27 protein-coding genes and 1 rRNA gene are annotated in these 26,601 nt (G+C 36.4%); 8 read left to right on the top strand and 20 right to left on the bottom strand.

Features of this window, described 5'->3' with window-relative positions; translation table 11 throughout:
* The first annotated feature begins 59 nt into the window (after positions 1 to 59).
* Positions 60 to 169: ribosomal RNA gene (gene rrf / locus HMPREF9075_RS00760) — 5S ribosomal RNA — on the top strand.
* Positions 170 to 397: 228 nt separating this feature from the next.
* Here rrf and HMPREF9075_RS00755 read toward each other — a convergent pair.
* Together HMPREF9075_RS00755 and HMPREF9075_RS00750 are read right to left on the bottom strand one after the other, a co-directional pair.
* Entirely contained in the window at positions 398 to 979 is a 582-nt protein-coding gene (locus tag HMPREF9075_RS00755) for a hypothetical protein (protein ID WP_009414671.1), read from the bottom strand.
* Positions 980 to 985: 6 nt separating this feature from the next.
* On the bottom strand, positions 986 to 2,074 hold the full coding sequence (locus HMPREF9075_RS00750; protein ID WP_009414670.1) for a hypothetical protein: 1,089 nt from the start codon (positions 2,072 to 2,074) through the stop codon (positions 986 to 988).
* A 201-nt stretch (positions 2,075 to 2,275) separates the two neighbouring features.
* Here HMPREF9075_RS00750 and HMPREF9075_RS00745 point away from each other — a divergent pair, with 201 nt between their 5' ends.
* The 7 genes from HMPREF9075_RS00745 to HMPREF9075_RS00715 all read left to right on the top strand — a co-directional run bounded on the left by HMPREF9075_RS00745 (position 2,276) and on the right by HMPREF9075_RS00715 (position 8,182).
* Positions 2,276 to 2,617: a TonB-dependent receptor gene (locus HMPREF9075_RS00745; RefSeq protein ID WP_034556429.1), complete on the top strand. Its 342-nt coding sequence runs from the start codon at positions 2,276 to 2,278 to the stop codon at positions 2,615 to 2,617.
* Positions 2,618 to 2,619: 2 nt separating this feature from the next.
* On the top strand, positions 2,620 to 3,522 hold the full coding sequence (locus HMPREF9075_RS00740; protein WP_009414667.1) for a hypothetical protein: 903 nt from the start codon (positions 2,620 to 2,622) through the stop codon (positions 3,520 to 3,522).
* The gene (locus tag HMPREF9075_RS00735; RefSeq protein ID WP_009414666.1) at positions 3,503 to 4,132 is read left to right on the top strand and encodes an ATP-binding cassette domain-containing protein; all 630 of its coding nucleotides are present in this window, start codon (positions 3,503 to 3,505) and stop codon (positions 4,130 to 4,132) included. The genes HMPREF9075_RS00740 and HMPREF9075_RS00735 overlap by 20 nt, the downstream gene beginning before the upstream one ends.
* A 195-nt stretch (positions 4,133 to 4,327) precedes the next feature.
* On the top strand, positions 4,328 to 4,615 hold the full coding sequence (locus HMPREF9075_RS00730) for an ATP-dependent Clp protease adaptor ClpS (protein ID WP_009414665.1): 288 nt from the start codon (positions 4,328 to 4,330) through the stop codon (positions 4,613 to 4,615).
* A gap of 21 nt (positions 4,616 to 4,636) precedes the next feature.
* Positions 4,637 to 5,404 carry a 3'-5' exonuclease gene (locus HMPREF9075_RS00725; RefSeq protein ID WP_009414664.1) on the top strand — a complete coding sequence of 256 codons (768 nt, stop codon included), beginning with the start codon at positions 4,637 to 4,639 and terminating at the stop codon, positions 5,402 to 5,404.
* Between the two features lie 44 nt (positions 5,405 to 5,448).
* Entirely contained in the window at positions 5,449 to 7,647 is a 2,199-nt protein-coding gene (locus tag HMPREF9075_RS00720; protein WP_009414663.1) for a bifunctional (p)ppGpp synthetase/guanosine-3',5'-bis(diphosphate) 3'-pyrophosphohydrolase, read from the top strand.
* 1 nt (position 7,648) lies between these two features.
* On the top strand, positions 7,649 to 8,182 hold the full coding sequence (locus HMPREF9075_RS00715) for an RNA methyltransferase (protein ID WP_009414662.1): 534 nt from the start codon (positions 7,649 to 7,651) through the stop codon (positions 8,180 to 8,182).
* Between the two features lie 11 nt (positions 8,183 to 8,193).
* On the opposite strand, the gene HMPREF9075_RS12485 is transcribed toward HMPREF9075_RS00715, so the two are convergent.
* The 18 genes from HMPREF9075_RS12485 to HMPREF9075_RS00630 all read right to left on the bottom strand — a co-directional run bounded on the left by HMPREF9075_RS12485 (position 8,194) and on the right by HMPREF9075_RS00630 (position 26,456).
* Positions 8,194 to 8,727 carry a mechanosensitive ion channel domain-containing protein gene (locus HMPREF9075_RS12485; RefSeq protein WP_255351806.1) on the bottom strand — a complete coding sequence of 178 codons (534 nt, stop codon included), beginning with the start codon at positions 8,725 to 8,727 and terminating at the stop codon, positions 8,194 to 8,196.
* Between the two features lie 18 nt (positions 8,728 to 8,745).
* On the bottom strand, positions 8,746 to 9,900 hold the full coding sequence (locus tag HMPREF9075_RS00710; RefSeq protein WP_009414660.1) for a hypothetical protein: 1,155 nt from the start codon (positions 9,898 to 9,900) through the stop codon (positions 8,746 to 8,748).
* Positions 9,901 to 10,068: 168 nt separating this feature from the next.
* Positions 10,069 to 12,159, bottom strand: a complete 2,091-nt coding sequence (locus tag HMPREF9075_RS00705; protein ID WP_034556448.1) for a carboxy terminal-processing peptidase — start codon at positions 12,157 to 12,159, stop codon at positions 10,069 to 10,071.
* Positions 12,160 to 12,209: 50 nt separating this feature from the next.
* Positions 12,210 to 13,160 carry a hydrogen peroxide-inducible genes activator gene (locus HMPREF9075_RS00700; RefSeq protein ID WP_009414658.1) on the bottom strand — a complete coding sequence of 317 codons (951 nt, stop codon included), beginning with the start codon at positions 13,158 to 13,160 and terminating at the stop codon, positions 12,210 to 12,212.
* A 9-nt stretch (positions 13,161 to 13,169) separates the two neighbouring features.
* A complete protein-coding gene (locus tag HMPREF9075_RS00695) occupies positions 13,170 to 14,084 on the bottom strand; it encodes an LLM class oxidoreductase (RefSeq protein WP_009414657.1) in 915 nt (304 codons plus the stop codon).
* Positions 14,085 to 14,379: 295 nt separating this feature from the next.
* Positions 14,380 to 14,598: a hypothetical protein gene (locus HMPREF9075_RS12710; protein WP_009414656.1), complete on the bottom strand. Its 219-nt coding sequence runs from the start codon at positions 14,596 to 14,598 to the stop codon at positions 14,380 to 14,382.
* Positions 14,599 to 14,608: 10 nt separating this feature from the next.
* Positions 14,609 to 15,937 carry an MFS transporter gene (locus tag HMPREF9075_RS00690; protein ID WP_034556424.1) on the bottom strand — a complete coding sequence of 443 codons (1,329 nt, stop codon included), beginning with the start codon at positions 15,935 to 15,937 and terminating at the stop codon, positions 14,609 to 14,611.
* Positions 15,938 to 15,941: 4 nt separating this feature from the next.
* Positions 15,942 to 16,874: a DUF368 domain-containing protein gene (locus HMPREF9075_RS00685; RefSeq protein ID WP_009414654.1), complete on the bottom strand. Its 933-nt coding sequence runs from the start codon at positions 16,872 to 16,874 to the stop codon at positions 15,942 to 15,944.
* 125 nt (positions 16,875 to 16,999) lie between these two features.
* Positions 17,000 to 19,927, bottom strand: coding sequence for a pitrilysin family protein (locus HMPREF9075_RS00680; RefSeq protein WP_009414653.1), 2,928 nt, complete (start codon positions 19,925 to 19,927; stop codon positions 17,000 to 17,002).
* A gap of 46 nt (positions 19,928 to 19,973) precedes the next feature.
* Positions 19,974 to 20,291 carry a DUF4298 domain-containing protein gene (locus HMPREF9075_RS00675; RefSeq protein ID WP_034556417.1) on the bottom strand — a complete coding sequence of 106 codons (318 nt, stop codon included), beginning with the start codon at positions 20,289 to 20,291 and terminating at the stop codon, positions 19,974 to 19,976.
* A 51-nt stretch (positions 20,292 to 20,342) separates the two neighbouring features.
* Positions 20,343 to 20,750, bottom strand: coding sequence for a hypothetical protein (locus tag HMPREF9075_RS00670; RefSeq protein ID WP_009414651.1), 408 nt, complete (start codon positions 20,748 to 20,750; stop codon positions 20,343 to 20,345).
* 2 nt (positions 20,751 to 20,752) lie between these two features.
* Positions 20,753 to 21,595, bottom strand: a complete 843-nt coding sequence (locus HMPREF9075_RS00665; RefSeq protein ID WP_009414650.1) for an NADAR family protein — start codon at positions 21,593 to 21,595, stop codon at positions 20,753 to 20,755.
* Between the two features lie 11 nt (positions 21,596 to 21,606).
* On the bottom strand, positions 21,607 to 22,374 hold the full coding sequence (locus tag HMPREF9075_RS00660; protein WP_009414649.1) for a hypothetical protein: 768 nt from the start codon (positions 22,372 to 22,374) through the stop codon (positions 21,607 to 21,609).
* A gap of 5 nt (positions 22,375 to 22,379) precedes the next feature.
* On the bottom strand, positions 22,380 to 24,104 hold the full coding sequence (locus HMPREF9075_RS00655; protein ID WP_009414648.1) for an alpha-amylase family glycosyl hydrolase: 1,725 nt from the start codon (positions 24,102 to 24,104) through the stop codon (positions 22,380 to 22,382).
* A gap of 246 nt (positions 24,105 to 24,350) precedes the next feature.
* A protein-coding gene (gene prfB, locus HMPREF9075_RS00645) for a peptide chain release factor 2 (protein ID WP_157049184.1) occupies positions 24,351 to 25,458 on the bottom strand; the annotation gives its coding sequence in 2 pieces (ribosomal slippage) (positions 24,351 to 25,397 and positions 25,399 to 25,458; 1,107 coding nt in all).
* On the bottom strand, positions 25,455 to 26,009 hold the full coding sequence (gene frr / locus HMPREF9075_RS00640) for a ribosome recycling factor (RefSeq protein WP_009414645.1): 555 nt from the start codon (positions 26,007 to 26,009) through the stop codon (positions 25,455 to 25,457). The genes prfB and frr overlap by 4 nt, the downstream gene beginning before the upstream one ends.
* Positions 26,010 to 26,019: 10 nt before the next feature.
* Positions 26,020 to 26,253 (bottom strand): hypothetical protein, encoded by a 234-nt coding sequence (locus tag HMPREF9075_RS00635; RefSeq protein ID WP_009414644.1) that lies wholly within the window; start codon positions 26,251 to 26,253, stop codon positions 26,020 to 26,022.
* Positions 26,253 to 26,456, bottom strand: coding sequence for a hypothetical protein (locus HMPREF9075_RS00630; RefSeq protein WP_009414643.1), 204 nt, complete (start codon positions 26,454 to 26,456; stop codon positions 26,253 to 26,255). The genes HMPREF9075_RS00635 and HMPREF9075_RS00630 overlap by 1 nt, the downstream gene beginning before the upstream one ends.
* Positions 26,457 to 26,601: the final 145 nt, after the last annotated feature.

Below are 26,601 nucleotides of genomic sequence, written 5' to 3'. Positions count from 1 at the left end.
ATGTTAAAATATAATGGGCTATTGATTAATATAATATATAAAATATAGTCTAAAAGATTTAAGGTTGTTATAGTCAAAGGTCTCACCTCTTACCATTCCGAACAGAGCAGTTAAACCTTTTAGCGCAGATGGTACTACGGTTACGTGGGAGAGTATGTCGCCGCCTTCTTATAAAAGAGCAATTCAGTAAATGAGTTGCTCTTTTTTTGTTTGTGAATGGTGAGTGATGAATTTTAAATTGAGATTAAGCCGTGCTCTACTGCAAAAACTTTTCAAATTACTTCCTTAGGAGCACTTGTAGTAAATGTTAAATAACGTGTTTTTTAGGCTGTAAAATTGCGGCTATTTGGTTTCTCTAGTAAATATCTTATGGTCAAATAGAGTGCTTTATAACACTTTAAAAATGAAAATTGACTTGTATGACTCCAACTTTAGCAAATCGGCTTTCCCACGTATCCATTTGAGCTTTAGGATCGAAACTTCTATGATCGCGGCGTATATTGTATTTAAAAAAGAATCCTGGTTCTGTAGAGAGCGAAAAATTCTTACTTAACTTGTATTGTATCCCGAAAAATGGATTCAATGCTATACTTGTAAAGTATTGTTGTCGGTCTTTGTAGTATAAGTGTCGTCCCCATATATCTATACCATAGTAAAAACTCCATTGTTGGTAGTTTTTATATACCCTATCAATGCCCACTTTTAAGGCTATTTCATAAAGGCTATCGGTATGGTTATTAGCACTATAATCACCACCTATTCTATAAGCCCAAGTTGCATTTTTTAGATAGCGGTATTCTAATAAAAATGTGTTACTATCATTAGGAAAGGCAGCGTTAATAAAACGCGAAATTCCTATACCTATCTGATGTTGTGGTGAAGAAGAAAGGCTATCAGTAGTTGTAAAAATAGCATTGCTCTCTTGAGCGAAAGCAATGCTATTGATGGTGATAAATAAGATAAATAATATCTTTTTCATTTTTATTTATAGGTTAAAAAAGCGACCAAAAATATTTTTTATTTTCTCTTCAAAATCCTCTATATAACTTTCAGCTTTTTGTTTTGAGCCGTCAGAGAAGATAAAGAAAAGATCTGAATCGCCTCTATTATCTTCTTCTACTTTCACATCAGCTATTTTTTTGTTGTTCTTATAAAGTTCTGCCTTAATGTATGTATTCAAGTCTATTCCTTGAAGATTATTTATTTTCTTCCCAGCTTTGTGTAGTGATTTGATATCAGCATTAGCTATTATTTGAAATTTATCTTGAAAAGCTATTACATTAATAGATTCTACGGCTTCTTCAAATGATGTAAAGCTATCTAAATCGTCTGAAGTAAGTTTTACATCAGCTGCTAATCCTGTAGCACAACCTTGTTGCGAACTAAAATTGAAATTAAAATTGTAATGTGCATTTTCTCTTTTAAAGAATTTAATTGTAGTGTTAAAAGGATTGGTATAGATGCTCAAGTCAATAGCAGTAGGCGTAATACCTTTACCTAATTTTTTGAACTGAGCATTACGAAGGGTTATTTCAAGCATTTTAGTATTATCTACCGAGATCAAAAGATGTGCACTCTTAACAAGAAATCTCTTTTGATTGTCTATAAATATTTCTTCATCAGTATAGCTATCTATTTCAGCTCGTGCATTGTTGGTTGTACTAGAAGCCGTAGCAGGAAATAGAAGTACAATTTTATTATTAGCTTCTTTATTCCAGCTTTTGCTTGTATTATCCCAAGTATAGGTGCCTTTAAATTTATTGAAGTCAAACCTATCGTTATCTTTTGATGAATTAATATCATTTATATAAGTTTCTTCAAATTTCTCTCCTAATTTAGCAAACCAAGCATCATCTTGTTTTGAAGTTTTAGCAATAGCATTGTAAAGGAAATTTGCAAAACCTCCATCATTAGCCTTTTGTAGGCAATTGTAAAAGCTATCCATAGTCGCTTTTACTTCTGCTTTAGCTTCTTCAGCCGAATACTTTGGAGTATCGCTGTTACCATTGCTGTCATCTTTACCACAACCTATAAAAGTTGCAATAATTAAAATACTAAATAAAATTCTTTTCATTATTTTTATATATTTCTTAATTTTTGGTGCATAGTTACAACATTTTTATATATCTCACAAGTTTTTTAGTATTTATTTTTGTAAGAAAATCTAACTTCTTTATTATCAATGAGAAAAATAACTATATTTGCCTAAAAATAGGCATATTATCAGAACAATCATTCAACAAAGAGGTACTTGCGGGTGGAATTGGCACATAATTTGAACATCAGTAAATGGAATTTATACTTGCGTAATACTTATTATGGCGATACTACAGGTCCCGATGTGATTAGAACTGCCCAGCAAATCGGCGATTTTCAGTTTGATAGCTACGGACACCAAGTAATACGTGGCAAACTTATTACCGACCTTTCGCTGGCTTATAATTTTACCGAAAAAGCGACCCTCACTTTGGGAGTAAATAACCTTTTTGACATCTATCCCGAAAAGAATGTAAAAGCGAATAATAACAACGATCAGTTTGTTTATTCTCGTGCTACTTCTCAGTTTGGTCTTAATGGGCGTTATATCTTTGCAAGGGCTTCCTTTAAACTATTCTAATAATGCGCATTTCATTTTATCTTGCTTATATTTATTATCGCAAGTTATTTCCTAAGGGTGATGTACTTACAATAGCCTCACTTATAGCAGTAGCAGGCTATGCTTTGTACGGCTTATATCATCATTACGATAGTCTGCACTATTTCCTATGGGGCTTACCCTTAGGAACACTTGCTTATCATTACCAGCGAAAAGACCTAACACTACTGAAAGTACAACCTCAGTATCCTCTTGCTATCATAGGAGAATACCTCGTTGAAAACCTTCTACCTTTGCTTTTGATGTTTTGGAAAGCCGATTTTATAACAGCTATAGGGGTAATAATCCTATTAGTCATCATTGCCTTTCTGCCTCAGCAAAATTGGGTACTACGCTACCCTTTTTCGCTATCCGACCCCTTTTGGCACATTAGTTTTCGTCAGTATAAACTAATAATAATGCTCCCCATTGCCATTGCACTTATAATTATAGGAGCAATGTATGCCAATCCCAATATCGCTCTTTTTGCTTTGGCTATAACAGCTTTAACAGGCTGTATGCCTTATTTTGAAAGAGAGTACAAAGCACATATAGTAGTAGCTACCCATAAAGGGAAAGATTACCTATTACAGCAGCTTAAAGCAGGTATATACAACAGCACCTTACTTTTTACACCTGTGCTTATCACTTACTTTATTTGCTTTAAGTGGCAATATATAGAGGTACTGCCTCTGTATATTGCCATTCCTGCTATAGGAGTACTTACCAAATATACCTTTTGGAAACAACCCTTAGGACAAGGATTTGCCCTGCTGGCAATTACTATTGGGATAATCTACATCATACCTATAATGGCAATCCCCTATTTTTATTATTTAGCAATACGAAATATTAAGAAAATACAATATGCTGAACATTCTCATTAAAGAAAAACACTATTCTGACAGAAAAATACTTGAAAACATACAACTTAACCTCTCCAAAACAGGAATTTATGGCGTTGTAGGAAAAAATGGTTCAGGAAAAACCACTTTTTTTAAATGCTTATCAGGTTTAACCTCATTTAAAGGCGAAGTAAAGTACAATAATAAAAAATTACCACCACAGCAAGTAGGTTTTTTACCTACCGAACCCTATTTGTATGAGCATCTTACCGTAGGTGAGTTTTATACCTTTTACAGTTTGTTATTAGGGATAAAAACTAATAACCATATGCCCTTTCAGGTAGATAAATCATTGCTCATCAGGGAACTATCTACAGGAATGCGCAAAAAAGTCTATTTGAATGCCATATTGCAAAAAGACTATAGCTTCTATATTTTTGACGAACCCTTCAACGGCTTAGATATCACTTCAGTTTATCAAGTAAAAAAGTTATTAGGCGAGCTTTCGCAACAACATATAGTGTTAGTATCATCACATATTATAGAAACTTTAGCCGATTGCGAACAATTATTTTTAGTAAATAATAAAGAGCTACAGAGTTTTGCACCCTCAGCACTCAATGAGATAGCCACCCTACTGAGTGAGCCATAAAGATAAAAAATGTCTCACCGAACCTTCAGCGGAGGTTGAGCGAAGGATAAGCGAAGGTTGAGCGAAGGATAAAACGCACCGAGCTGGCGCAGGCGAGTATGTGCCTATACCCCCATATAAAAAAATAATCCTAAAATTTGCATATGTCATATTTTTGTACTACCTTTGTAGGCAAAAGAATACTTAAAAAAAGATATGTTACTCATCAATCATCAAGAACAAACGCTTACAGATACCGATGTATTAGTAGCGTTGGGCGAGGAGTGCAAGCTTATTTTATACAATGATGATGTAAATACCTTTGATTATGTGATAGATACACTCGTGCAAGTGTGCCATCATACATTTGAACAAGCCGAACAGTGTGCCATTATTGTCCATTTCAAAGGCAAATGCGATGTGAAGTTAGGAAGTTATGAAGTGCTTGTGCCCTACTGCATAGGGCTTTTAGATGCTGGACTTTCAGCAGAAATAGAAGAATAGTATAATTAATATTATCAAAAAGTGGAACTAAAATTATCAAAACCTATTTGTTTTTTCGATCTTGAAACTACAGGAATTGACATTACCAAAGATCGTATCGTAGAAATCTCAATCCTAAAAGTATATCCTAACGGAAATAAAGAAAGCAAAACGTGGAAAGTAAACCCTACCATTCCCATACCCCCAACAGCTTCTGCAGTACACAAAATAACCGATGAAATGGTAGCCAACGAACCTACTTTCAAAGAGCTGGCAAAACAGATATACGATATGATAAAAGGTGCCGATTTGGCAGGATACAACTCCGATAGGTTTGATATTCCACTACTTGCCGAAGAAATGTGCCGCGCAGGCATTGATTTTAGTCTCGGCAAAAGCGTAACTATTGATGTACAAACCATCTTCCACAAAATGGAGCAACGAACCCTCTCGGCTGCTTACAAGTTCTATTGTGGCAAAGACCTTAACGATGCCCATAGTGCCTCAGCCGATACCAACGCTACCTACGAAATACTCAAAGCCCAGCTCGACCGCTATGACGAGCTGGAAAACGACATCAAAAAGCTTAGCGACTTTACCTCTCGCAAGCAAGCAGTTGATTTTGCGGGTTTTATAGCTTATAATGACAAAGGCGAAGAAATATTTACTTTCGGAAAACACAAAGGAAAACGCATAACCGATGTATTGCTTAATGAACCTGGCTACTTCGGTTGGCTACAAAATGCTGATTTTCCCCTTTATACAAAAAAAATACTTTCCGATATAAAACTTCGCCGCTTGCAGCAATAAATAGGTGCTTATTCACCATACTGATTTATTAACACCTTACCCCAATGGAAACAGAATATTATACCCCAGAAGAAAAAGCAGCTATAGAGGAAAAATATAACGAACTCCTAAGTGTTAGCTACCAAACACTTAATGAGGAAGATAAAAAACTAATTCGCTTGGCTTTTGATACCGCTGTTGAAGCCCATAAAAGCCAACGAAGAAAAAGCGGTGAACCTTATATTTTCCACCCCATAGCAGTAGCAAGAATAGTGGCAGCTCAAATAGGATTAGATGCTACCTCTATCAGCGCTGCATTGCTACACGATGTGGTTGAAGATACCAGCTATACCAATGAAGATATGGAACGTATCTTTGGTAAAACAATAGCCCATATAGTAGCAGGACTTACCAAAATATCACACCTCAGTAGAGAAAATGATATTTCATTGCAAGCCGAAAACTTCAGAAAGTTGCTGCTAACAATGAATGATGATGTAAGGGTAATACTTATCAAAATTGCCGACCGCTTGCACAATATGCAAACAATGGACGCTATGGCTGAATACAAACAAACCAAAATAGCCTCCGAAACATTGTATATCTACGCCCCTATAGCACACCGCATAGGATTGTACAACATCAAAACCGAACTCGAAGATTTATCACTCAAATATACCGACCCAGAACGCTACTTTATGATTCTCGGAAAAATGGAAGAATCTAAAGAAGAACAACAATCCTACATCAATGACTTTACCAAAATAGTAGCCAAATCGTTAGACGAACAAAAATTAGACTATTATATAAAAGGACGCCCTAAATCTATTTACTCCATCAATAGAAAGATGGAATCTCAAGGGGTGAGTTTTGAAGAAGTGTATGACAAGTTTGCCATACGCATCATTTATAAAAGTGACCCTTCCGAAGAAAAATTCTTAGCTTGGAAAATCTATTCCATAGTCACCGACCACTTTCGCCCTAACCCTACACGCTTGCGCGACTGGATATCATCACCTAAATCCACAGGGTACGAAGCACTACACATTACCGTAATGGGACCTAAAGGAAAATGGGTAGAAGTACAGATACGCAGCGAACGTATGCACGAAATAGCCGAAAAAGGCTATGCAGCACACTTCAAATACAAACACGGCGATCAAAAAGAAGAAGGTATAGAAGTATGGCTCAATAGGCTTCAAGAAGTCTTTGAAAATAGCGATACCAATGCTGTAGATTTCGTAGAAGATTTTAAACTAAACCTTTATTCTAAAGAAATATTCGTCTTTACCCCTAATGGCGATATAAAATCACTCCCCAAAGGAGCTACTCCTTTAGATTTTGCTTTCTGTATTCACACAGGAGTAGGATTAAAAACGCGCGGTGCAAAGGTAAATAATAAGTTAGTACCTCTAAACTATGTACTGAAAAGCGGCGATACAGTAGAAGTTATTACTTCTGAAAATACCAAACCTACCAAAAACTGGCTAAACTACGCCACCACCTCTAAGGCACGAAGTAAGATAAAAAATGCACTGAAAGAAGAAACCAAAGAGGTAGCTTCAGAAGGTAAAGAAATACTTATCAGGAAGCTAAAACAGCTGAAAATTTCACTTACCGAAGATGTAGTAAATGATTTGGTAAGTTATTTCAAAACAAAGACAAGTTTAGATATTTACTATCAAGCAGGAACAGGTGAGATTACAAACCAAATGCTAAAAGAGTTTGCCTCACATCGCAGTTCATTCTTTGGCTTTTTCAAAAGTAAAACAGTAAAAAAAGCCCCCGATGAACCCACATATTCCCCTGATAAGCACTACGACAGCATTGTATTTGGCAAAGAAGAAGAAACCCTTGATTATACATTTTCAAAATGCTGTAACCCCATTCCCGGTGACCCTATCTTTGGCTTTGTAACTATCAATGAAGGGGTAAAGGTGCATAAAAAAACTTGCCCCAACGCAATATCAATGCAATCAAACTATGCCTATCGCATTATACAAGCCAAATGGATAAAATCAGATGAGCAAGATTTTAAAGTAAGTTTAAAAATTAGTGGTATAGATCGCAATGGGCTTATCAGCGATATTTCAAAGGTAATATTAGATAGTAAATTTGTGAAACTTACCAATATAAATATAGACACCGAAGGTAATGTATTTAGTGGTAAAGTATCAATTTCTATTAATAATAACGCTACTCTTAAAAAACTGATGCAGGATATAAAAGCTATAAAAGGAGTAGATAAAGTTATACGATTATAATATGCGAAAATTAGCTAATAGTGAGCTTCAGCGTTTAGATGTAACAACGTTCAAAGAAGCAGCCAAAACACCTATAATAGTAGTTTTAGACAATGTTCGTAGCCTTAATAATGTAGGCTCGGTATTTCGCACTGCAGATGCTTTTTTGATAGAGAAAATATACCTTTGTGGTATTACAGCCACCCCTCCTAATAAAGAGATACACAAAACAGCTTTAGGAGCCACCGATAGCGTAGAATGGCAATACATAGCCGATACACTTGAGGTAGTAAAACAGCTTAAGAATGAAGGAGTACGCATAGTGAGTGTTGAACAGGCAGAGTATGCTACTATGCTACAAGATTTTACTCCTGTAAAAGACACTAAGTACGCTGTTATCTTTGGTAATGAAGTGAAAGGAGTTGCACAAGAAGTAGTATCAACATCAGATGAAGTGATTGAAATACCACAATATGGCACCAAACATTCCTTAAATGTCTCAGTGAGTGCAGGAATTGTACTATGGGAGTTGCTAATGAAATTAAAAAAAGCCTGATAGCAATTATATCAGGCTTTTTTAATGTTTTTATCTTTTCTTTCTACAAGCTCAACGTATTGCATAGAGAATATTTCTACATTGGCTTGCTTAAAAGTATTTTGGATATTCTTCACCAAGTCAGATTTTATAAAGTACATATTTTCAGGAAGGAAAGTATAAGCATTTGGCTCATATAAAGCATTTACCTCGCCTAACGATAACTGAAAAATATAAGGGTGAGGTTTAGGCGATATGCCATTGGTCATTAAAGCTGCTTCTATAAGTAATTCTTCTATTAGATTATCGGGGTAATCATAGCGTACTTTTATATGTACATTTAGAGCTAAACCTATTTCTTTTCCAATAGAAGAATAATTCATTGTAGCTCCTCCTAAAATAGCCGAATTAGGTATTGTTACATCTTCATTATTAATAGTTTTCAACCGAGTTACTAAAGCGTTTTTTTCTATTACAACCCCTATTATTTCCCCAGATTTTATCCAATCGCCTACCTGAAATGGGCGCATATAACTAATAAAAACCCCTGCAATTGCATTAGAAATTGCTGATGAAGACCCTAATCATATAAGTACCCCTAAAAACATAGAAATACCTTTAAAGGCATCACTATCTGAGCCTGGCAGATGAGGAAATATAATTACTAATGCAAGTACATAAAGCATAGTACGTATTAGTACATAGGTAATATGAGCCCATTCGGGGTGAAAACCTCTAATTTTCAAGATACCACGCTCTATTTCTAAAGCAAAAAAGCGAAATATCTTTAATATATAGCGTGTGATAACAATAATAACTATAATATTAAATAAATGGGGTAAATATCCGATAATTGCTTTTCCTACATCTTTAATAGGCTCTGAAAACCAATGTGTTATAATTTTTGATAAGTGCTGTGTAGAAGGGAATATATCAAAGATTAGAGGAATAATAGTTACTATTAAGAATAAGAATATAATAGCTTTTACAACTCCTAATATTTTTAAAAGTACTTTTACAATACGTTTTCTCTTGATAAGCTCATAATTTTTTATTTTGATACCTGTTAAAAAACGATGTTCAGAATTTATAATAAGCCTTCTTAGAAAACGAAATAGCTTATTGATACCCCATATAAGCACAAAAGCTATCAAGAGTACCAAGCATAGCTCTCCTAAGCGTATGAGTACCGCTTTGAGGCTGTTTTGCTCTTTGTACTTAGTGATAACATTTTTAATAATATTTATGTACTTTGTAGCCAAATCATTTTGGTTTGTATTCTCCCAAAGAGCATCTACTATTGTGATACTAGCAATAATTTTATTTTGATATGCTACTGATAAGCAATCGCTTAGAGGCATAATTTTGATAGAGTCAGCTACAAAAAAAGGATCTTCATACAGTTCTTTTAGTTTATCTTCTACATATTTAGCTCGTGTTTCTACATCGTAAGGTCCGTAAGAGTTGTACAAGTAAAAGAGTGTATCTTTTTGAAAAACAACAGGTATCCCTCGTATTTTGGCACGTAATTGTTCAATTTCTTTTTCTTTTTTGGCAGTAGCTATAGAGTCGGCTGTACTTTTAGTGTCATTATTTGTTTTTTTTGCATTAATAAGCTCCTGTATTTCATTCAGTAATAAAGCTATACGCACAGAATCTTTTTGCCTAAACTGCTTAATAATCTCTATTTCTCTTTGTACATCTTTATTTGTAAGAGTATCGTGGGGCTGAGCTTGCAACCCACATACTTAATAATAAACATATTATAACAATAAATTTATAATGTATTTTTAAAATGATAATTATACTGCAAATATACGATTTTTTTGAAATCTTCAAAAAATAAAAAACTTCAGTAAAGTTTTTTATAACTCTACCAAAGTTTTTAAAAAATATAACTATTAACCTTAATTCAAATCTTCAAGCACTTTTACAGCTTCGTCTATATATACATCTTTTTGCAAGCTTTCGTGCCAACGATCACGGCGAAGTTTTAAATCTTCATTTGTTTTTATTTTTGCCTCATCGGAAGCTACTGAACTAAATTTTAAGTCTGATTTATAGTCGCTTATAGCTTTGAATTTTTTAGCTTGTTCTTCATTTTTCTCTATTACTTTTTTATAAGCTTCATAGTTTAGCGGAAATACATTTTCTTTTTGTTGTTGCTTTACGTATTGTGCATTTTCATCTATGAGCTTTAAATAAGCGTTTTCGGCAATGCGTTTTTTGCTATTTTCTATAGCTTTCTCAAAATTAGCATTGTTTGTCCAAGGGATAAATTTAGCAGCTTCTATTTTGTCCCAAGGCATTGCGTTAGGCATATCCCTTTCTCCAACATCAATATATTTGTACTTATCAGGGACTACTACATCACTTTCTACGCCTTTTAACTGAGTAGAACCTCCATTCACGCGGTAAAACTTCTGTATAGTGATTTTTACAGCTCCTAAATCGCCGTAGTTGTTTTGGCGTAAAAAGCTATTTAAATCTACAAAGCTTTGTACAGTACCTTTACCAAATGTTTGTCGCCCGCCAATGATAATAGCGCGTTTGTAATCCTGCATAGCTGCAGCTAAGATTTCAGAAGCTGATGCTGATAATTCATTTGTAAGTATCACCAACGAACCATCCCATTGTGTTTTAGGGTCGTTATCTGAAAGTACATCGCGACTACCACGAGATGATTTTACTTGTACAATAGGCCCTTTGGGGATAAATAGTCCTCCTATATCTACTACAGTTTTTAGTGAACCACCTCCATTGCTTCTTAAATCAACTATTAAACCATCAATATTTTCTTTTTTTAGTTTTTCAATTTCTAATGCTACATCGGTGGCTGCATTACGTTGGTTTACATCTTCAAAATCAATGTAAAATTTAGGTAAATTGATAAGCCCATAACGTTTTCCGTTAGCAGTTATTACTACAGACTTGGCATAGGTTTCTTCAATTTCTACAACATCTCGTATAATAGGCACTACTTCTATGGTGCCATCTACGCGTTTTACTGTAAGGCGTACTTCGGTACCTTTAGGTCCTTTGATAAGTTTTACAGCATCGTCTAATCGCATACCTACTACATCTACAGGCTCGGCACTACCTTGTCCTACTTTTAGTATTTGGTCCCCTACTTCTAAAAGTTTTCCTTTCCATACAGGTCCTCCCAAGATAACGTTTGTAATAGCTATACCGTCTGTTTTCTTTTGTAATTGTGCTCCAATTCCTTCAAATTTTCCCGACATATCACGATCAAATCCTTCTTTTACATCGGGAGCCATATAATTGGAGTGAGGGTCAAAAGTTTCGGTAATAGCATTTACGAATATGCTAAACCACTCTTCACGAGTAATGTCGTTGTACATATTGAACATTTCACTAATCGTTTTTTGAGTAGCTTCTATTGATTCTTTTCTTAGTTCCTCGTCTTTTTTAGGCTCATATTTGGCATCTTTCTCTTTTTTAGTAACTTCTTCTTTTTGTTTGGTAATAAAAGAAGAAAGGGTAGAGAATACGATGATTTGTTTCCAACGTGTTTGTAATTCGGTTTTATTTTTTACGAATGACAAATTATCATAGTCGGTATTGATACTTTCGTTGGAGTTTAGGTCTATAGGTTTCCCAAAGATAACTTTAGTAACGCCTTCAGCTTCTTTTATGCGCTGTTTCAAGCGGTCATAAGTAAGATAGAAAAAACTAATATCACCATTTTTTAAATCATCGTCTAAACGAGTTTCGTATTTTTTAAACTCGTCAAAGTCTGATTGCAAGAAATAGCGTTTTTGCCCATCAATATTTTTTAAGTAACTTTTAAATACTTTTTTTGAAAAAGCATCGTCTATCTCTATGGGACTAAAGTGTGCGCGTGCAAGCACGTGCTCAACAATCTCTAAAAGAACTTGTTCTTTATTTTTTTCGGGATTGTTAAAGTTTTTACTTGTAAAACTACAAGATGCAAACGAAATGAATAGTAAAAATAATACTGCCGAAATATTTTTCATTATTAATAAAAATGTTTTTAAATTGATATCATATCCAACACCTAATTTAATCAAATATTGTGCCTTTCTCGTGTTGGGCTAATGATTTTTACATTTTGGAAAGCGATAGCTCCCCTGATAACCCCTGAAATGGTATCGTGTAAAGCCTTAATAATCTGCATTTTCAGTTCATTTTTGTGATAGATAAGGCTAATTTCGCGTGCGGGGTAAGGTTCTACGAAATAATGTACACATTCTTTTTCTTTTTCTTTGAGTTCTAAAGTATGCAAATATGGCAGCAGTGTCATACCCAGTCCTTCGTTTGCCAATCGTACTAATGTTTCGAAACTACCGCTTTTTAGCTGGAAATGCTGTTTTGATTCTATAATATCTTGATTGCAGATATTTAGTACACTATCTTTAAAGCAATGTCCGTCTTCGAGCATCAGGATATCATTGATATCAAGATCTTCGCTATAGATAGTTTTGGCGTTTTGCAAACGGTGATTTACAGGGATATACGCTACAAAGGGTTCATAGTATAGTGGTTTTTCTATGATGTTGGGATTATGCAAAGGTGTAGCTAAAATACCAGCGTCATATGAGCCATCGGCTATTTTTTTGAGGATATTTTCCGTAGTTTGTTCCTCAATTTTCAAGCATACTTTTGGGTATTTTTTAATGAAGTTTGTTAGGAACATTGGCAATAGGGTAGGGGATACAGTAGGGATAATACCTACTCTAAATTCGCCACCTATGAATCCTTTTTCTTGTGCTACGATATCGTTCATTCGCTCAGATTCGTTTACGATTACCTGAGCTTGTTTTACGATACGTTCTCCTACTTCAGTAATTTGTAGTGGTTTTTTGCTTCTATCAAAAATGATAACACCTAATTCTTCTTCCAACTTTTGTATTTGCATACTCAAGGTGGGTTGTGTAACAAAACTATGTTCTGCGGCGGTTGTAAAATTTTTGTATTTGGCTACAGCCAAGACATATTGAAATTGAGTAATAGTCATATCAACTTCTTATTTGAATTCTGGTAATACTTCTTTGCCTATTTCTTCTAGTACTTCTGCAGCGGGGCGAGTACTGTATTTTAGTACTAACATTGTGTGGTTTACGCCTATTTTTTCCAACTCTTGGAACATATCTATCAGGTAGTTACGTCCTAATCTAAAACCTAAGTCTATTTTTTGAGGTTCAAAATTAGGGTCATCCATCAGGTCTATATATACAGGCTGGATATAGGGTTTTTTAGGTTCGCCGTCTTTAGCTAGGGCTTCATTCCACTCTTCAACAATTTTTTTAGTAAAAGCGAAATCACGAGGGTAGTAAATCCAACCATCAGCATTTTTGGCTATCCACTCGAGGTTTACACCGCCTACGTGCCCTGTTACGTACATTGGTATATTTTTGCGTATGGGTTTAGGTACTACATCGCCTACATTAGCCATTAGTGTACCGTAGTCGTTGTTATAGGTGGGGAAATCTTTACTCCAAAGCTCGCGTAGCATTCGCATATGTTCTGATACACGGGCACTGCGTAATTCGAAAGGTTTGTTAAAAGCAGGATATTCTACGGGTCTGTCGCCTGAGGCTACTCCCATTATAAATCTGTTAGGGAAAAGGACATCGAGGCTTGCTGAGGCTTTTGCTACGTGTAATGGGTGTCGTAAGGGTAAGATAACGCTTGCGATTCCGAATTTAATTTTTTTAGTAAGCGAAGCTATATGCGAAAGATATACCCAAGGGTCATATATTTGCCCTACTTCTTTAAAATCGGGGTTATTGAGTGGGATATCGCGTACCCACACGCTTTCATAACCTAATTCTTCAGCTCGCTGTATAAGCTCTACTTGGTGCTCCATTTTAGGAATGGCACCTTCATATGCTTCAATGGGTAATAAGATGCCTATAGATAATTTATTAGGGTCTATCATAACTGATGATTTTTTATTTTGCAAAGATACAAAATAATGTTTAATTACAAATATTTAATGATTATTTTTTTTGCTTACACACTCGGCAGCACTAGCTTCGGTGCGAGCCGCACAGGCTTTTAACCTTCGTCACATACTCGGCTGCGCCAGCTCGCCGACTTTCCTTCGCTTATCCTTCGCTCATCTTTCGCTCATCTTTCGCTCATCCTTCGGTGAGAAGAATTTTGGATTTTGAATTTTGAATTGTGAGACTTTTGGGCTGATTTGGAAGTGGGGGTATTGCTAATGTTGTGGTTTAAAGATCGAATACTGATGTTCTTTTGGTGTAGAATAAGTCTTTGATTTTCAATAAAGAAGCTAATAATAAATACACGCCGAACCAAGCACCAAGTGTGGCAAATGTGCCGTAAATGAAGAATATTCGCACATCTTTGGCACGTACACCTAATTTCTCGGCTAATCGTGATGATACAGCAAAGCCATATCTTTCAAGAAAAAATCTGAAACCTTTCATTTGTAATAAGTTATGGGTTAGTTTTTTTATTTTTAACTTTAAAAAGTAATAATACTCCTAGTGCAAAAAATACGAGTAGTGATAGGGTTGCGTTTCGCATATTGCTGGTATATTGGTCTATAGCACCATAAACTCCCATTCCTATGACAATCCCTATTTTCTCTGTAATATCATAAAAGCTGAAGAATGAGGTTGTATCATTTGTTTCGGGTAGGTAGGCTGCATAGGTGGAACGCGAAAGTGTTTGTATGCCGCCCATTACGAGCCCTACGAGGGTGGCTAATAGGTAAAAATGGAAGGGCTTATGGATATAAAATGCTATTACACAAATTATTACCCATATGATATTCAACAAGATCAATGTATTGATATTGCCCCACGCTTCTACAGCTTTTACTGTTAGTTTAGCTCCTATGATAGCTACCAGCTGAATGATAAGTACGCTTACTATCAGTCCCATAGTGCTTTCGGTTTGGCTTGCCCAAGCTATCTCTTGTTCGCCAAAATAGGTGGCTACCAGCATTACTGTTTGTACGCCCATACTATACACAAAAAAAGCGATTAAATACCATTTTAGTTTTTTAGAAGTAGCGAGTTGTTGCCATACTTTTTTGAGTTCTTTGAAGCCATTTAAAAATATCTGTCGGCTTAATTTTCCGCGCTCTTTTTGGTAGGTAGGTAGATAATAGAATGGGATAGCACTAAAGATTATCCACCAAATGCCTACGGTAATAAACGATATACGCATAGTGGTAAGGGTGGTTTCTACGCTTTTGTTTTCGAAGCCTACCCATTCGGGCTTTAATACCATTATAAGATTGAAAATCAGTAATATTACACTCCCTGCATAGCCTAAGCTGTAGCCTTTGGCACTTATGGCATCGTATTGTTCGGGTAGGGCTATATCGGGCAAGTAGGAATTGTAAAATACGATGCTTCCCCAGAAGCCTACTACACCACAAAAATAGCATAACAGGCTAAAATAAATATGCTCTAACGAAAACCAATAAAGTGTGATACTTGAGAGTGCTCCTAAATAGCAGAAGAAGCGCATAAATGACTTTTTATTGCCTAAATAATCGGCAATACCGCTTAATATGGGCGAGAGTATAACGACTGCAGCAAATGCCCAAGCGGTTACAAAGGTGATTACTGAGGTGCTTTTTACGGGTGTTCCTAATAAATTAATATGGGTAATGCCTGCAGTGCGAAATAGCAATCCGTAGAATATAGGAAAAATAGTAGATACAATAGTTAGCGAATATACAGAATTAGCCCAGTCATAAAATGCCCATGCATTCAATAACTTTTTATGTCCTCTTGGTAATACTTTTGTCATTTTATTATGATTTTTGGAGGTTACTCCATTTTTCGATGCCATAGATTACGAAAAAACCTACTATAGCGAGTAATAAGGCTGTTACTACTTGGGCATCGTTGTGGGTTATCATTTCAAAGGTAGAAGGTAGTACGCTTTTTTCGTGTATTACGCTACCATTTAGGGGGTCGGTTTGCAGTGTTTCTTTCCAAGGCCATACTTTATTTAGCGAGCCTATTATAAAACCGGTAAGCCCTGCAAAGGTGAGGTTGCGATACTTAGCAAATAACCATTTCAAAGCTTTTGAAAAACTTAAAATACCAGTAAGTGCACCCATACCAAAAATTAAAATAATTTTGAAATTCCAACTGCTAAGGGCATCAAGTACTGTGTGATAGGCTCCTAAAAGTACTAAAATAAAAGCTCCCGATATACCGGGTAGTATCATTGCACAAATAGCTAATGCTCCACAAAGAAATATAAAAAACACATTTTCATTACTGCCATTCACCAATGGCGGAATAACTGTAATTATATAGGCTATCGCTCCAGCAAGTAGCATCACCATAATGCTACCAAAGTTCCAGCGTTCTATTTCTTTCATCAAAAAAAGCACACTTGCCACCATCAGCCCAAAGAAGAAAGACCATACCATTACGGGTTCATTTTCTAATAGCCATTTCATTATTTTAGCTAGTGAAAGGATACTGATACCTATTCCAGAGAGTAAGGCTACGAAAAAGCTGCCATTGATGTGTTTCCAAAAGGCGAGGATACCTTCTTGGGTAAGTATTTTTATGGCTTGTAGGTTTATCTTGCTGATGGAATTTATGAGCTCTTCGTAGATGCCCGAAATAAAAGCTATAGTACCTCCAGATACGCCAGGAACTACATCGGCTGCACCCATTGCTATTCCTTTTAGTGAGATGAGGATATAATCTATAAAAGTTCTTCTCATTGTATAAATTTCTATTTTTCGGCGACAAAGATACTAATTAATTCTCAACAAAAAAAACTTTGCCAAAGGTAGCGAGATGAATTCCACTTCCTTTGGCAAAGTTTTTTTGCGATGTTATACTATTTTTAATAGCCGAACAATTCTTCTAACGAAAGTTTCTTGAACTTTCCTATTTTCTTTAGTTCTTCTGTTGAAATGTTTTTCTCTGAAGCTAAAATTACGTAGGTGTAAGGCTTTTTAGCAAGGTATTTACTATGAAAGTTTGTTAAATCTTTCATACTAACATTATCTATATTATTATAAATGTTTTTCCTAATATCGTAGTTCAAACCTAATTCTTTTGCGGCTAAATAGCTGTAGATAATACCATCTTGGGTGATGCGTTCAGATTCTATTTCCTTTTTCAACTGTGTTTTAGCTATATTTAGGTTTTTTTCTACTGTAGGCATTGAGGTTAGCAATTCGTCCATTGCTTTTACAGCCTCTTTGAACTTATCGGCTTGCGAACCTACGTATGCCAATAGATAGTATTTACCGTCCTTTTTGCTTGGAGAGCCGTAATAACCAAAAGTGGCATAAGCTAAGGCTTTGCTCTCACGAATGTTTTGGAATACTAATGACCCCATACCGCCACCAAAGTAGTTGTTGAATACGCCTATTACGGTGCTTTCTGCGGGGTTGTAAGGAGTAGTATTGCGAATCCAGCGGGTTTCAGCCTGTACCATTTCGTAATCGGTAAATAGTACTTGGTTTTCTTTTTGCTCTACTTGCTTGAATACTTTTGCAGCAGGAGCCTTAGCAAATTTGGCAGGGATTTTGTGCCATTTGCCTAATTTGTTGGTAAGCTCTGAAAGAGAAGCAGGACCATAATAGATAATGGTTTGTTCTAATTCGTTTAGTTTTCTTACTTTACTTACCAATTCTTGGCTGCTCATCTTTTCTATCTGGGCGTTAGAAAGTGAATTGTTATATTTGTTTTTTGCTCCGTACATTGCATAGCTTGTAAGAGCTTGCATTATCTGTGTTTTATTTGTTTTATTGTTGATACGTGATTTGTAAGTTCTTTCTTTTAGTGCTTTCAAAGCATCTTCGTCCACTTTTGCATTTAGTACTAATTCTTCGTAAAGTTTTACAGCTGCTTCAAAGTTTTCTTGTAATCCTTCAATGAAAACGGTAGTGTATTCTTCGCCTACAGTAATATTGAAGCTTGATGCTATTTTATAGAACTCTTTGGCGATTTCTTCGGCTGATTTTTTATCAGTACCTAAAAACTGGAGATAGCTTCCTGCCCAAGGAAGAACCAAATCATTGTTATAACCTATTTTGTAACGGAAGGATAAGCGGAACAAGTCATTGTCTTTATTTTGTACATAAAGTACCTCAGCTTTTCCTAAATTACCTTTTTGTAAATCTTTGTTATAATCTAAAAACTCAGGTTTTACAGGGGTGTTAGGGATTGCATCAACCATTTCAACGAAAGCTGAGGTTTTGTCGGCATTCATTTCAATAGGTGTAATTTGAGGTTTTTCTATCTTTTCGGTAATAGGGCGTTCTCCTTTTTTCTTATAGATAGCTACATAATTATCACCTAAATATTTATTAGCGAAAGCCATTACATCGGCTTTTGTGATTTTAGAGAGTTCGTTGATAAAATCTACTTCTTTGCGCCAATCTAAATTACCTGTAAAGGCATTCATTAGCATACTAGCCCTTCCGCCGTATGATTCTGTCTCTTCTACAGTAGATTTTTTCAAGTTATTGATGATAGCAGGAAGCAAATCTGCATCAAAATTACCTTTTTTAAGATTTTCTATCTCGTTTAGCATAAGTTTTTTTACATCATCCAAGTTCTGTCCTTGTGTAGGTGCCCCTGATAGGTATAGCACGCCATAATCGGTAAGCAGATATGAAAAAGCACTAGCACGCAACAATTTTTGTTTCATTACCAAGTTTAGGTCTATAAGTCCTGCTTTGCCATTTGTAAGTATAGCCCCTATAAGGTTAGCAAGGGCAGCGTCTTTTTCCTGATTACCAGGTAAGCGGAAGCCAATAGATAGGCTTTCTGCATCGGGACCTACTACTTCTTTGATAATAGGTGCGTTGATTGGGGCTTCTGCTTCAAATGTATATTTAGGCACATCTTTTCTTACCATATAGCTAAACGCTTTATCTATTTTTGCAATAGCTTGGTCAGGGTCAAAATCACCCGATAATATCACCCCCATATTGTTAGGCACGTAATAAGTATTGAAATACTTGCGAATTTCTTTCAGTGATGGGTTTTTAAGGTGCTCAACTGTTCCGATAGTTGTTTGTTGCCCGTAGTTGTGTTTTTGGAAGAGGTTTGCAAAGAGCACTTCAAACACTTCACTTCCATCGCTATCCAACGAGCGGTTTTTTTCTTCATAAACAGCTTCCAATTCGGTATGGAATAGTCGCAATACGGGGTTACGGAAACGTTCTGCTTGTACTGTGATGTATTTATCTAAAGCGTTAGAAGGAACATCATCGGTATAGACTGTTTGTTCAAACGAGGTAAAAGCATTTGTACCTTGTGCTCCCATATGGGTCATCATCTTGTCGTATTCGTTAGCAATAGCATATTTGCTTGCCACACCCGATACTTCGTCTATTTTTTTGTAAATTTCTTTTCGTTTTTCAGGGTCGGTAGTGTGGTTGTACTCTTCGTAAAGGGCGTCAATTTTTTCAAGTTCTTTTTGTTCTTTTTCCCAATCTAATGATCCGTATCTGTCAGTCCCTTTAAAGAGCATATGCTCAAGATAGTGGGCAAGCCCTGTATTGGTAGCGGGGTCGGTTTTGCTACCTGCTTTTACAGCTATATAACACTGTATACGAGGTTCTTTTTTAATAGGGCTTAGTATAACAGTAAGCCCGTTTTTAAGAGTATAGAACCTTGCATTGGTAGGGTCGTTAGTTACGTATTTGTAACTATAACCTCCACTTTGTGCTTCTTTCCACTCATAACTTTGAGCGAAAGTACCGAGAGTTATGGCAAAGGTAAAGAGCCATAAGAATAGATTTTTCTTTAGCATAAAGTAATTATTAATTTTAGTTTTATTGAATATTCTTATTTGTTTGTTATTCCTTCCATTTTCTACTATTGATGCGGTCTAATAACGGCTGGAAGCTATCAGCAATATCAAACTGAGTACCTATAGCATCAAAGATAGCGTCTTGGGTGAGTACCCATTGTGGTACCTCATCTGGTATTTTTCCGTCATTGCTATCAAAATAATCTTCGCGCCATTGTTCGCTGTCATAATAAGCCTCTAAAGCCTCATATTCGGGCTGTATAGCCTTCCATTCTTCCAATAGGGCTTCAGCATTAGTAAGGATACCCTCCAATCGCAAGAGGATATCATTCATTTTACTGATGTTTTCGTATCGTTCGTTCATTTTTTTTGCTTTTTGATTATATATCACTTCTAACTTATTGTTTCTTAAAAATTAAATTTCAGGAAAAATAATCTCTTTAGGAATGAAAGTATAGCTTTTTTTGTTGATAATTTGAATTTCTTTTAAGTAATTTTCTTTAGAGAATTTAAAACAATAAGGTTTTCCTCTCAAAAAATCCCATTGAACAATAGCTTCTGAATGTGTTACCTTAATTTTACTCCATCCCCCATCATCAGCAACGCCACAAGCACAAGTAAACAATAGATATTCACCAGTTTGTAAGCTACTTTTGCATAATTCACTGGGGACTATCAGCATATCTTCAAAATCAGGATAAGTAGCTATATCCTCGTAGTCAATGAGAAGCTGTAGATAACTACAATTTTCAAAACGAATACTATCGCGAATGAGGTATTCGTCTTCTTTTAGTGTAACTACATTGATTTTGAGTTTATTCATTCCTATTTATTTAGTAAATGTACATTCTGATATACCTTTCTAATCTCGTCTCTTACTTCCATTAGCGCAAAGCCCAACAAGTTCTTGCCACGCCACATAGCTATATTCTGTGCTTTCTCATTTTCTTTGCCTAAGCCTATTCCCCAAATAGTATCCATCGGACTTGCTTCTACTAATATTTTATCATTAGTAGAGAGTAAAAAGTCCATCATTTCCTTATTCTGAGTGAATTTGTAATAATTCCCATTGAGCACAATACTATATTTGGCTTTGTCCCATACCTGAGGGTCAAAGTTGCGCACTTTCCTTCCCAAGGCTTTCATCAGTTTAGGGTCGGAAGTGTTCATTATTTCTTTCTCCACCTCTTCATCACCAAATAACCGAGCTTTTTCAGCCATCATATACTGCTCAGCACAGTAATACTCATCAACATTTACACGAAAAGGTGAGGGTTTCCATTGCGAAAAACAAGATTCATTCACCACCTCTGCATTGGGCTTCCAAAAGAAAACAAACTTGGGCTTCTTTGCCGAATTGATAAAGGTCGCTTTAGAATATTTATAAGCACCTTTAGGTTGCCAAACTGGAATTCCTTCGTAGTAATAATCCTCCTCGTCATCTATATCTTGGTCATCCTCTTCCCATCTGTTGTAATGCCAAAAACAAGGATACGGAAAAAGTGCTTGGTACTCTTTTTGTTGTGCTGGGGTAAGGGTCTCATACCAGTCCCAAAACTCCCATTTATAACCTTCGCCAGCACCCATACGCCAGCCTATCGTAAATTCAGTATAAGCAGGGAACGCAATCCACTGCGGTGCCATAGGTGTAAAAGAAAGTTTTTCCATAAATGATTTTTTTATAGATGATAATCTGCCATAGCTTCGTAAAAATCAGCTTCATCAATAGCCATATTTTGGCATACCCACTTAGCAGCTTCTATATAACCTATCGATGCCGCACTAAGTTTTCCTAAAGGAAGGTCGCCCTCTGGCGTAATAAGGTATATTTCATCATTATGTGTCTCAAAATCAGGTGTATGGTATTCCATTTTCCTAATAGGATTTTCGTTGGCTTCTACTATACTGCTGAGGCTAGTATCTTCTTCGTTGTAAATTAAGATACCTCCTTTGGTAATTGCACTGATAAAAGCATTGTAAGTATCACGACTATCCGTAGTGGCAATATCGGTAATGAGAGCTACAATAGGTCGCAGGGCAGCACTTTGGGCATCAGCTTCTATAAGTACAAATTCGGTATCCTCTAAATGTACTTGTTGCCCTATTATGGGCTGTTGCAAGCAGTAGCTTAAAGGTTTGTTGTAGAACGCCATAGTGTGCAGCACACGCGCTAAAACTTCTTGCCTACCTTTTTCACCTGCTATTACTACACGGGTTTTGTCTTTGAAGTATTCATATAAAAATTCAGCAGGCGATAGGAGTTTTAGCCCCAATTGTTGTGCTTGTAGCAAATCGGGGTGGTGTTCCGAAAGGTGAGGATCTACCACCACACAATCAGTGTTGCTTGTCATTTCTTCAGGGAGGGTAGTAATATGATGCTTACTGCTAAGCTCTTTCATCAGCGGACGCAGATGAGTGCTAGGAGCTACGATAAAATGTATATTCATAATGTTTAATGATTAATGCGCTTAAATATCAATGACTCTAAAGGGGCTATATCCACACGCATATGTCCTTTACCATTTTCTATATATAGGATAGTTTGTTTTGTGCTGTAGAGTGCTTCTGTTAGGGGGTAACTGCCGTCATTCAAGAACCAACTGCCTAATAAATAAGCAGGCAACTGCAAATCAAAACCATAGCTGTCATACGGACTAAAATTGCTCACTATCACCCATTGTTCTTCCTCATTGCCTCTTGCAAAACTATACACTTTGTCGTTGTAATAGGCAGTATGCTCGCGGTTATAAGCGTGCAAGTCGGTATAAGCTCCATTTACCTTTAGGTTCAGTAATCGCTGATAGAAATCTCGCAAAGCCCGTTCAGCCTCCGAAAGCTGTCCCCCGTCAAAGCGTTTATTATTCACCCAGCGCTGGTGGGCAGGTACGCCTATATAATCAAAAATAGAGGTGCGAGACGGACTGCCAAAACCTGCCCATTCTGCCGCTCGCTCACCCACTTCCTGACCGAAATATACCATCACCGGCGACTCGCTGATAAGGGTAGAAACTACCATTGCAGGTTTAGCCTTTTCGGCATAGCCCGCAAATTCTGGCGAGGCTATACGTTGCTCATCGTGGTTTTCTAAAAAATGCAACATACGGTCTGAAATATCAGACAGGTTGTGTTGTATAGGGGCAAGGGTATCAGTGGTATGTCCGTAGCTAACGATAGCTCGTAGTGTATCATATAGTTGTACTTTGTCGTAGAGGTAATCCATCTTCCCTAACTGTAAGTAAGGGCGATATTCATTAGGGTTATACACCTCAGCCAACAAAAAAGCTTTTGGGTTATGATGCTTAATAACCGAATTGAGATAGCTCCAAAACTCCACAGGCACCATTTCAGCCATATCGTAACGGAAACCATCTACGCCTTTCTCAAGCCAATACAAAGCAATATCTTTAAACTTTTGCCAAGTATCAGGTACTATTTGGTTTTGCCAAAAGTGGTAATGTATCTCTGTAGCTTCATTTTCAAAACCAGCAGGTAGAGTAGGGAAGTCTTTAGTGCCATCAGGGCGTACCCCGTAGTTGAGCTTTACAGTTTCATACCAATCATTGCGATCGGGCTGAGAAGCACGCGCCCCATTGCCTGTCCATTTAGCAGGAAACTCGTGATACTCGCCATAAATACCCTCTGGCAACTGAAAAGCCTCGTTCGGGTTGTAATAGAAATTATTGTTTACAGCATAAGTTACCGAAACATCATCATCTTCACCAAAACCGCGTACTCCCTCAGGTTTAGCAATGCTCTCATAACGGCGTGCCACGTGGTTAGGCACTATATCCATAATCACTTTCAATCCGCATTGGTGTGTACGTGCAATAAGGGCTTCCCACTCCTCCAAACGTTGTGCAGGATTGTCAGCAAGGTCAGGGTTTATAGTATAGTAATCCTTAATGGCATAAGGAGAGCCCGCACGTCCTTTTACTACCGCCGGAAAGTCGTTACTGATGCCATAAGCTGTATAATCAGTAGTGAGAGCGTGATGTAATACCCCTGTAAACCATATATGTGTAGCTCCTAATTTTTTTATTTCTAATAGAGCCTTCTCAGTAAAATCCGAAAATTTTCCTACTCCATTTTCTTCCTTAGTGCCCCACGCTTTATTGGTAGTATTAGTATTCCCAAAAAGCCTTGTCAGCACCTGATAAACTACTATTTTATCGTTCATTTTAAACTATTTTTAGCTTCTTCTAATAACTCAATAAATACATTGTAATCAACTTTATGAGTTACCATATCCTCTATCATCATAACTCACTAATGCTATATACTTATCATCTATATAAATCTCAGCTATTAAATTGTCATAATTACAATCGCTACATATTAATATTTCTTTCTTCATACAAATAAAAAACTTTGCCAAAGTTTTTATAGCCTGTTGTGCTACAACCTTTGGCAAAGTTATATTTTATTAATCAGTATCGCCTGTACGGCTTGTACCCATAAGCATCAGGTAGGCTTTCAAGAATTCATCGAGCTCACCATTCATTACGCTATCTACATAAGTAGATTCGTAATTAGTACGTACATCCTTTACGAGTTTGTAAGGGTGCATCACATAGTTGCGTATTTGCGAACCCCATTCTATCTTCATTTTGCCTGCCTCTATTTCATCGCGTTTGGCTTGACGCTTTTTTAGCTCTATTTCATACAACTGCGATTTGAGCAACTGCAATGCCTTGTTCTTATTATCAAGCTGACTGCGGGTTTCGGAGTTCTCAATAATAATACCAGTAGGGTGGTGACGCAAGCGTACTGCGGTCTCTACTTTGTTTACATTCTGTCCGCCAGCCCCACTTGAGCGCATCGTCTCAAAGGTAATATCCGCAGGGTTTATTTCTATTTCAATAGTATCATCTGCCAGCGGGTATACATATACCGAGGCAAATGAGGTATGGCGTTTGGCATTGCTATCAAAGGGAGAAATACGCACCAACCTATGTACCCCATTCTCTCCTTTGAGGTAGCCAAAAGCATATTCACCTTCAATTTCAATAGTAACTGTTTTAATACCAGCCACATCGCCCTCTTGAAAGTTCAGTGTTTTTACCTTGTATTTCTGGTTGTTGCACCACATTGTATACATACGCAAGAGCATTGAAGCCCAGTCGCAACTTTCAGTACCACCGGCTCCTGCTGTAATTTGCAATACAGCACTCATAGCATCTCCCTCATCTGAAAGCATATTGCGAAACTCCAAAGCCTCAATAGCGTGTAGGGCTTGGGTGTATTGGTGATCTATCTCATCGGCTGTGGCTTCTCCTTCTTTAAAAAAATCAAGTAGTACTTCTACATCCGAGGTAAGACTTTCGGCTTCCTCATAGTCTTCTACCCATTTCTTTTTAGTGCGAAGCTCACGCATCACTTTTTCTGCTTCTTTAGCATTGTCCCAAAAGTTAGGTGCAAAAGTCTTTTCTTCTTCGTTACTTATTTCAATGCGTTTGGCATCTATGTCAAAGATACCTCCTTAACGCACCCAGGCGATTCACTAAATCCTTTACTTGTTCGGTATTTGTCATACTTTTAATATTTCAGATTCTTTAGTAGCCAATACTTCTTCTACTTTTTTGATGTATTTATCAGTAAGTTTTTGTACACGCTCTTCAGCATCTTTCTTGATATCGTCAGAAGTTTCTACTTTTTTTATCTCCTTATTTGCTTCTTGTCGGGCATTTCGCACGCTGATTTTAGCATCTTCCCCTTCGCCTTTAGCTTGTTTTACCAATTCACGGCGGCGTTCTTCAGTAAGCGGAGGAACAGTGATAATCACCATTTCGCCGTTGTTCATAGGGTTAAAACCTAAGTTGGCTATCTGGATAGCTTTCTCAATAGGCTGAATCATCTTCTTTTCCCAAGGCTGAATAGAGATGGTACGAGAATCAGGAGCTGATACGTTAGCAACTTGGCTTAGAGGTGTTTGTGCTCCGTAATAATCTACCATTACACTACTTACCATTTGCGGACTTGCTTTGCCTGCACGAATATTGCCCAATGCTTTATCCAAGTGTTGCAATGCTTCTTGCATCGCTTCTGATGTACTGTCTAAGATAATATTAATTTCTTCGTTCATTGTATTTGTTTTATTTATTAGTATTAGTTTTGTTTGATAGTAACTTTTCTATTTTCATTTGTAGGTTATTATTCTTCTTATGAAAGAAGAAAATAGCCACAATCAATAAAATTGTCAATAATGGTTGAATAAACACATATAAATAGATATTCACTGCTTCATAAGTAGTACCAAAGGTGTCTGCTAATAAATTCAAGGCTTCTACAGCAAGGTCAAAACATTTATGTAATAGATTTTGTTCCATTAGTTACGTGATTCTAATTGTTTAATAAAGCGCTTTTTCTCTCTGTATTGCACGTATTTAACTACAAAAAGTAGCAAAAGAGCAATATCTACCATAGGCATTAGAAAAATAAAGACAATAGCATTCACTTCTTTATAGGTAAACCCTGTAAAATTTGCCAATGATTGCATTACTTCACAACACCAATTGAATAATACTTTCATTAATCATTTTAATCATTAACCATTAACCATTAACCATTAACCATTAACCATTAATCATCAACCATTAATCATTAATCATTAACCATTAATCATTAATCATCAATCATTAACCATTAACCATTAATCATTAACCATTAATCATTAA

It is taken from the genome of Capnocytophaga sp. oral taxon 332 str. F0381, assembly GCF_000318275.2.
In the GTDB taxonomy this organism is placed as follows: Bacteria; Bacteroidota; Bacteroidia; order Flavobacteriales; family Flavobacteriaceae; genus Capnocytophaga; species Capnocytophaga bilenii.
The sequence above is the reverse complement of the archived record's forward strand: the minus strand, read 5'-3'. Positions and strand labels throughout refer to the sequence as shown.

Bases quoted from the DNA above. Each gene is read 5' to 3' on its own strand.
- HMPREF9075_RS00630 (WP_009414643.1), bottom strand. From the start codon at position 26,456: ATGAAAGTATTATTCAATTGGTGTTGTGAAGTAATGCAATCATTGGCA.
- HMPREF9075_RS00700 (WP_009414658.1), bottom strand. From the start codon at position 13,160: ATGACTATTACTCAATTTCAATATGTCTTGGCTGTAGCCAAATACAAA.
- HMPREF9075_RS00635 (WP_009414644.1), bottom strand. From the start codon at position 26,253: ATGGAACAAAATCTATTACATAAATGTTTTGACCTTGCTGTAGAAGCC.
- HMPREF9075_RS00750 (WP_009414670.1), bottom strand. From the start codon at position 2,074: ATGAAAAGAATTTTATTTAGTATTTTAATTATTGCAACTTTTATAGGT.
- HMPREF9075_RS00735 (WP_009414666.1), top strand. From the start codon at position 3,503: ATGCTGAACATTCTCATTAAAGAAAAACACTATTCTGACAGAAAAATA.
- HMPREF9075_RS00720 (WP_009414663.1), top strand. From the start codon at position 5,449: ATGGAAACAGAATATTATACCCCAGAAGAAAAAGCAGCTATAGAGGAA.
- HMPREF9075_RS00655 (WP_009414648.1), bottom strand. From the start codon at position 24,104: ATGAACGATAAAATAGTAGTTTATCAGGTGCTGACAAGGCTTTTTGGG.
- frr (WP_009414645.1), bottom strand. From the start codon at position 26,009: ATGAACGAAGAAATTAATATTATCTTAGACAGTACATCAGAAGCGATG.
- HMPREF9075_RS00675 (WP_034556417.1), bottom strand. From the start codon at position 20,291: ATGAACGAACGATACGAAAACATCAGTAAAATGAATGATATCCTCTTG.
- HMPREF9075_RS00715 (WP_009414662.1), top strand. From the start codon at position 7,649: ATGCGAAAATTAGCTAATAGTGAGCTTCAGCGTTTAGATGTAACAACG.
- HMPREF9075_RS00660 (WP_009414649.1), bottom strand. From the start codon at position 22,374: ATGAATATACATTTTATCGTAGCTCCTAGCACTCATCTGCGTCCGCTG.
- HMPREF9075_RS12710 (WP_009414656.1), bottom strand. From the start codon at position 14,598: ATGAAAGGTTTCAGATTTTTTCTTGAAAGATATGGCTTTGCTGTATCA.
- HMPREF9075_RS00695 (WP_009414657.1), bottom strand. From the start codon at position 14,084: ATGATAGACCCTAATAAATTATCTATAGGCATCTTATTACCCATTGAA.
- HMPREF9075_RS00670 (WP_009414651.1), bottom strand. From the start codon at position 20,750: ATGAATAAACTCAAAATCAATGTAGTTACACTAAAAGAAGACGAATAC.
- HMPREF9075_RS00705 (WP_034556448.1), bottom strand. From the start codon at position 12,159: ATGAAAAATATTTCGGCAGTATTATTTTTACTATTCATTTCGTTTGCA.
- HMPREF9075_RS00685 (WP_009414654.1), bottom strand. From the start codon at position 16,874: ATGAGAAGAACTTTTATAGATTATATCCTCATCTCACTAAAAGGAATA.
- HMPREF9075_RS00740 (WP_009414667.1), top strand. From the start codon at position 2,620: ATGCGCATTTCATTTTATCTTGCTTATATTTATTATCGCAAGTTATTT.
- HMPREF9075_RS00690 (WP_034556424.1), bottom strand. From the start codon at position 15,937: ATGACAAAAGTATTACCAAGAGGACATAAAAAGTTATTGAATGCATGG.
- HMPREF9075_RS00730 (WP_009414665.1), top strand. From the start codon at position 4,328: ATGTTACTCATCAATCATCAAGAACAAACGCTTACAGATACCGATGTA.
- HMPREF9075_RS00680 (WP_009414653.1), bottom strand. From the start codon at position 19,927: ATGCTAAAGAAAAATCTATTCTTATGGCTCTTTACCTTTGCCATAACT.
- HMPREF9075_RS00665 (WP_009414650.1), bottom strand. From the start codon at position 21,595: ATGGAAAAACTTTCTTTTACACCTATGGCACCGCAGTGGATTGCGTTC.
- HMPREF9075_RS00755 (WP_009414671.1), bottom strand. From the start codon at position 979: ATGAAAAAGATATTATTTATCTTATTTATCACCATCAATAGCATTGCT.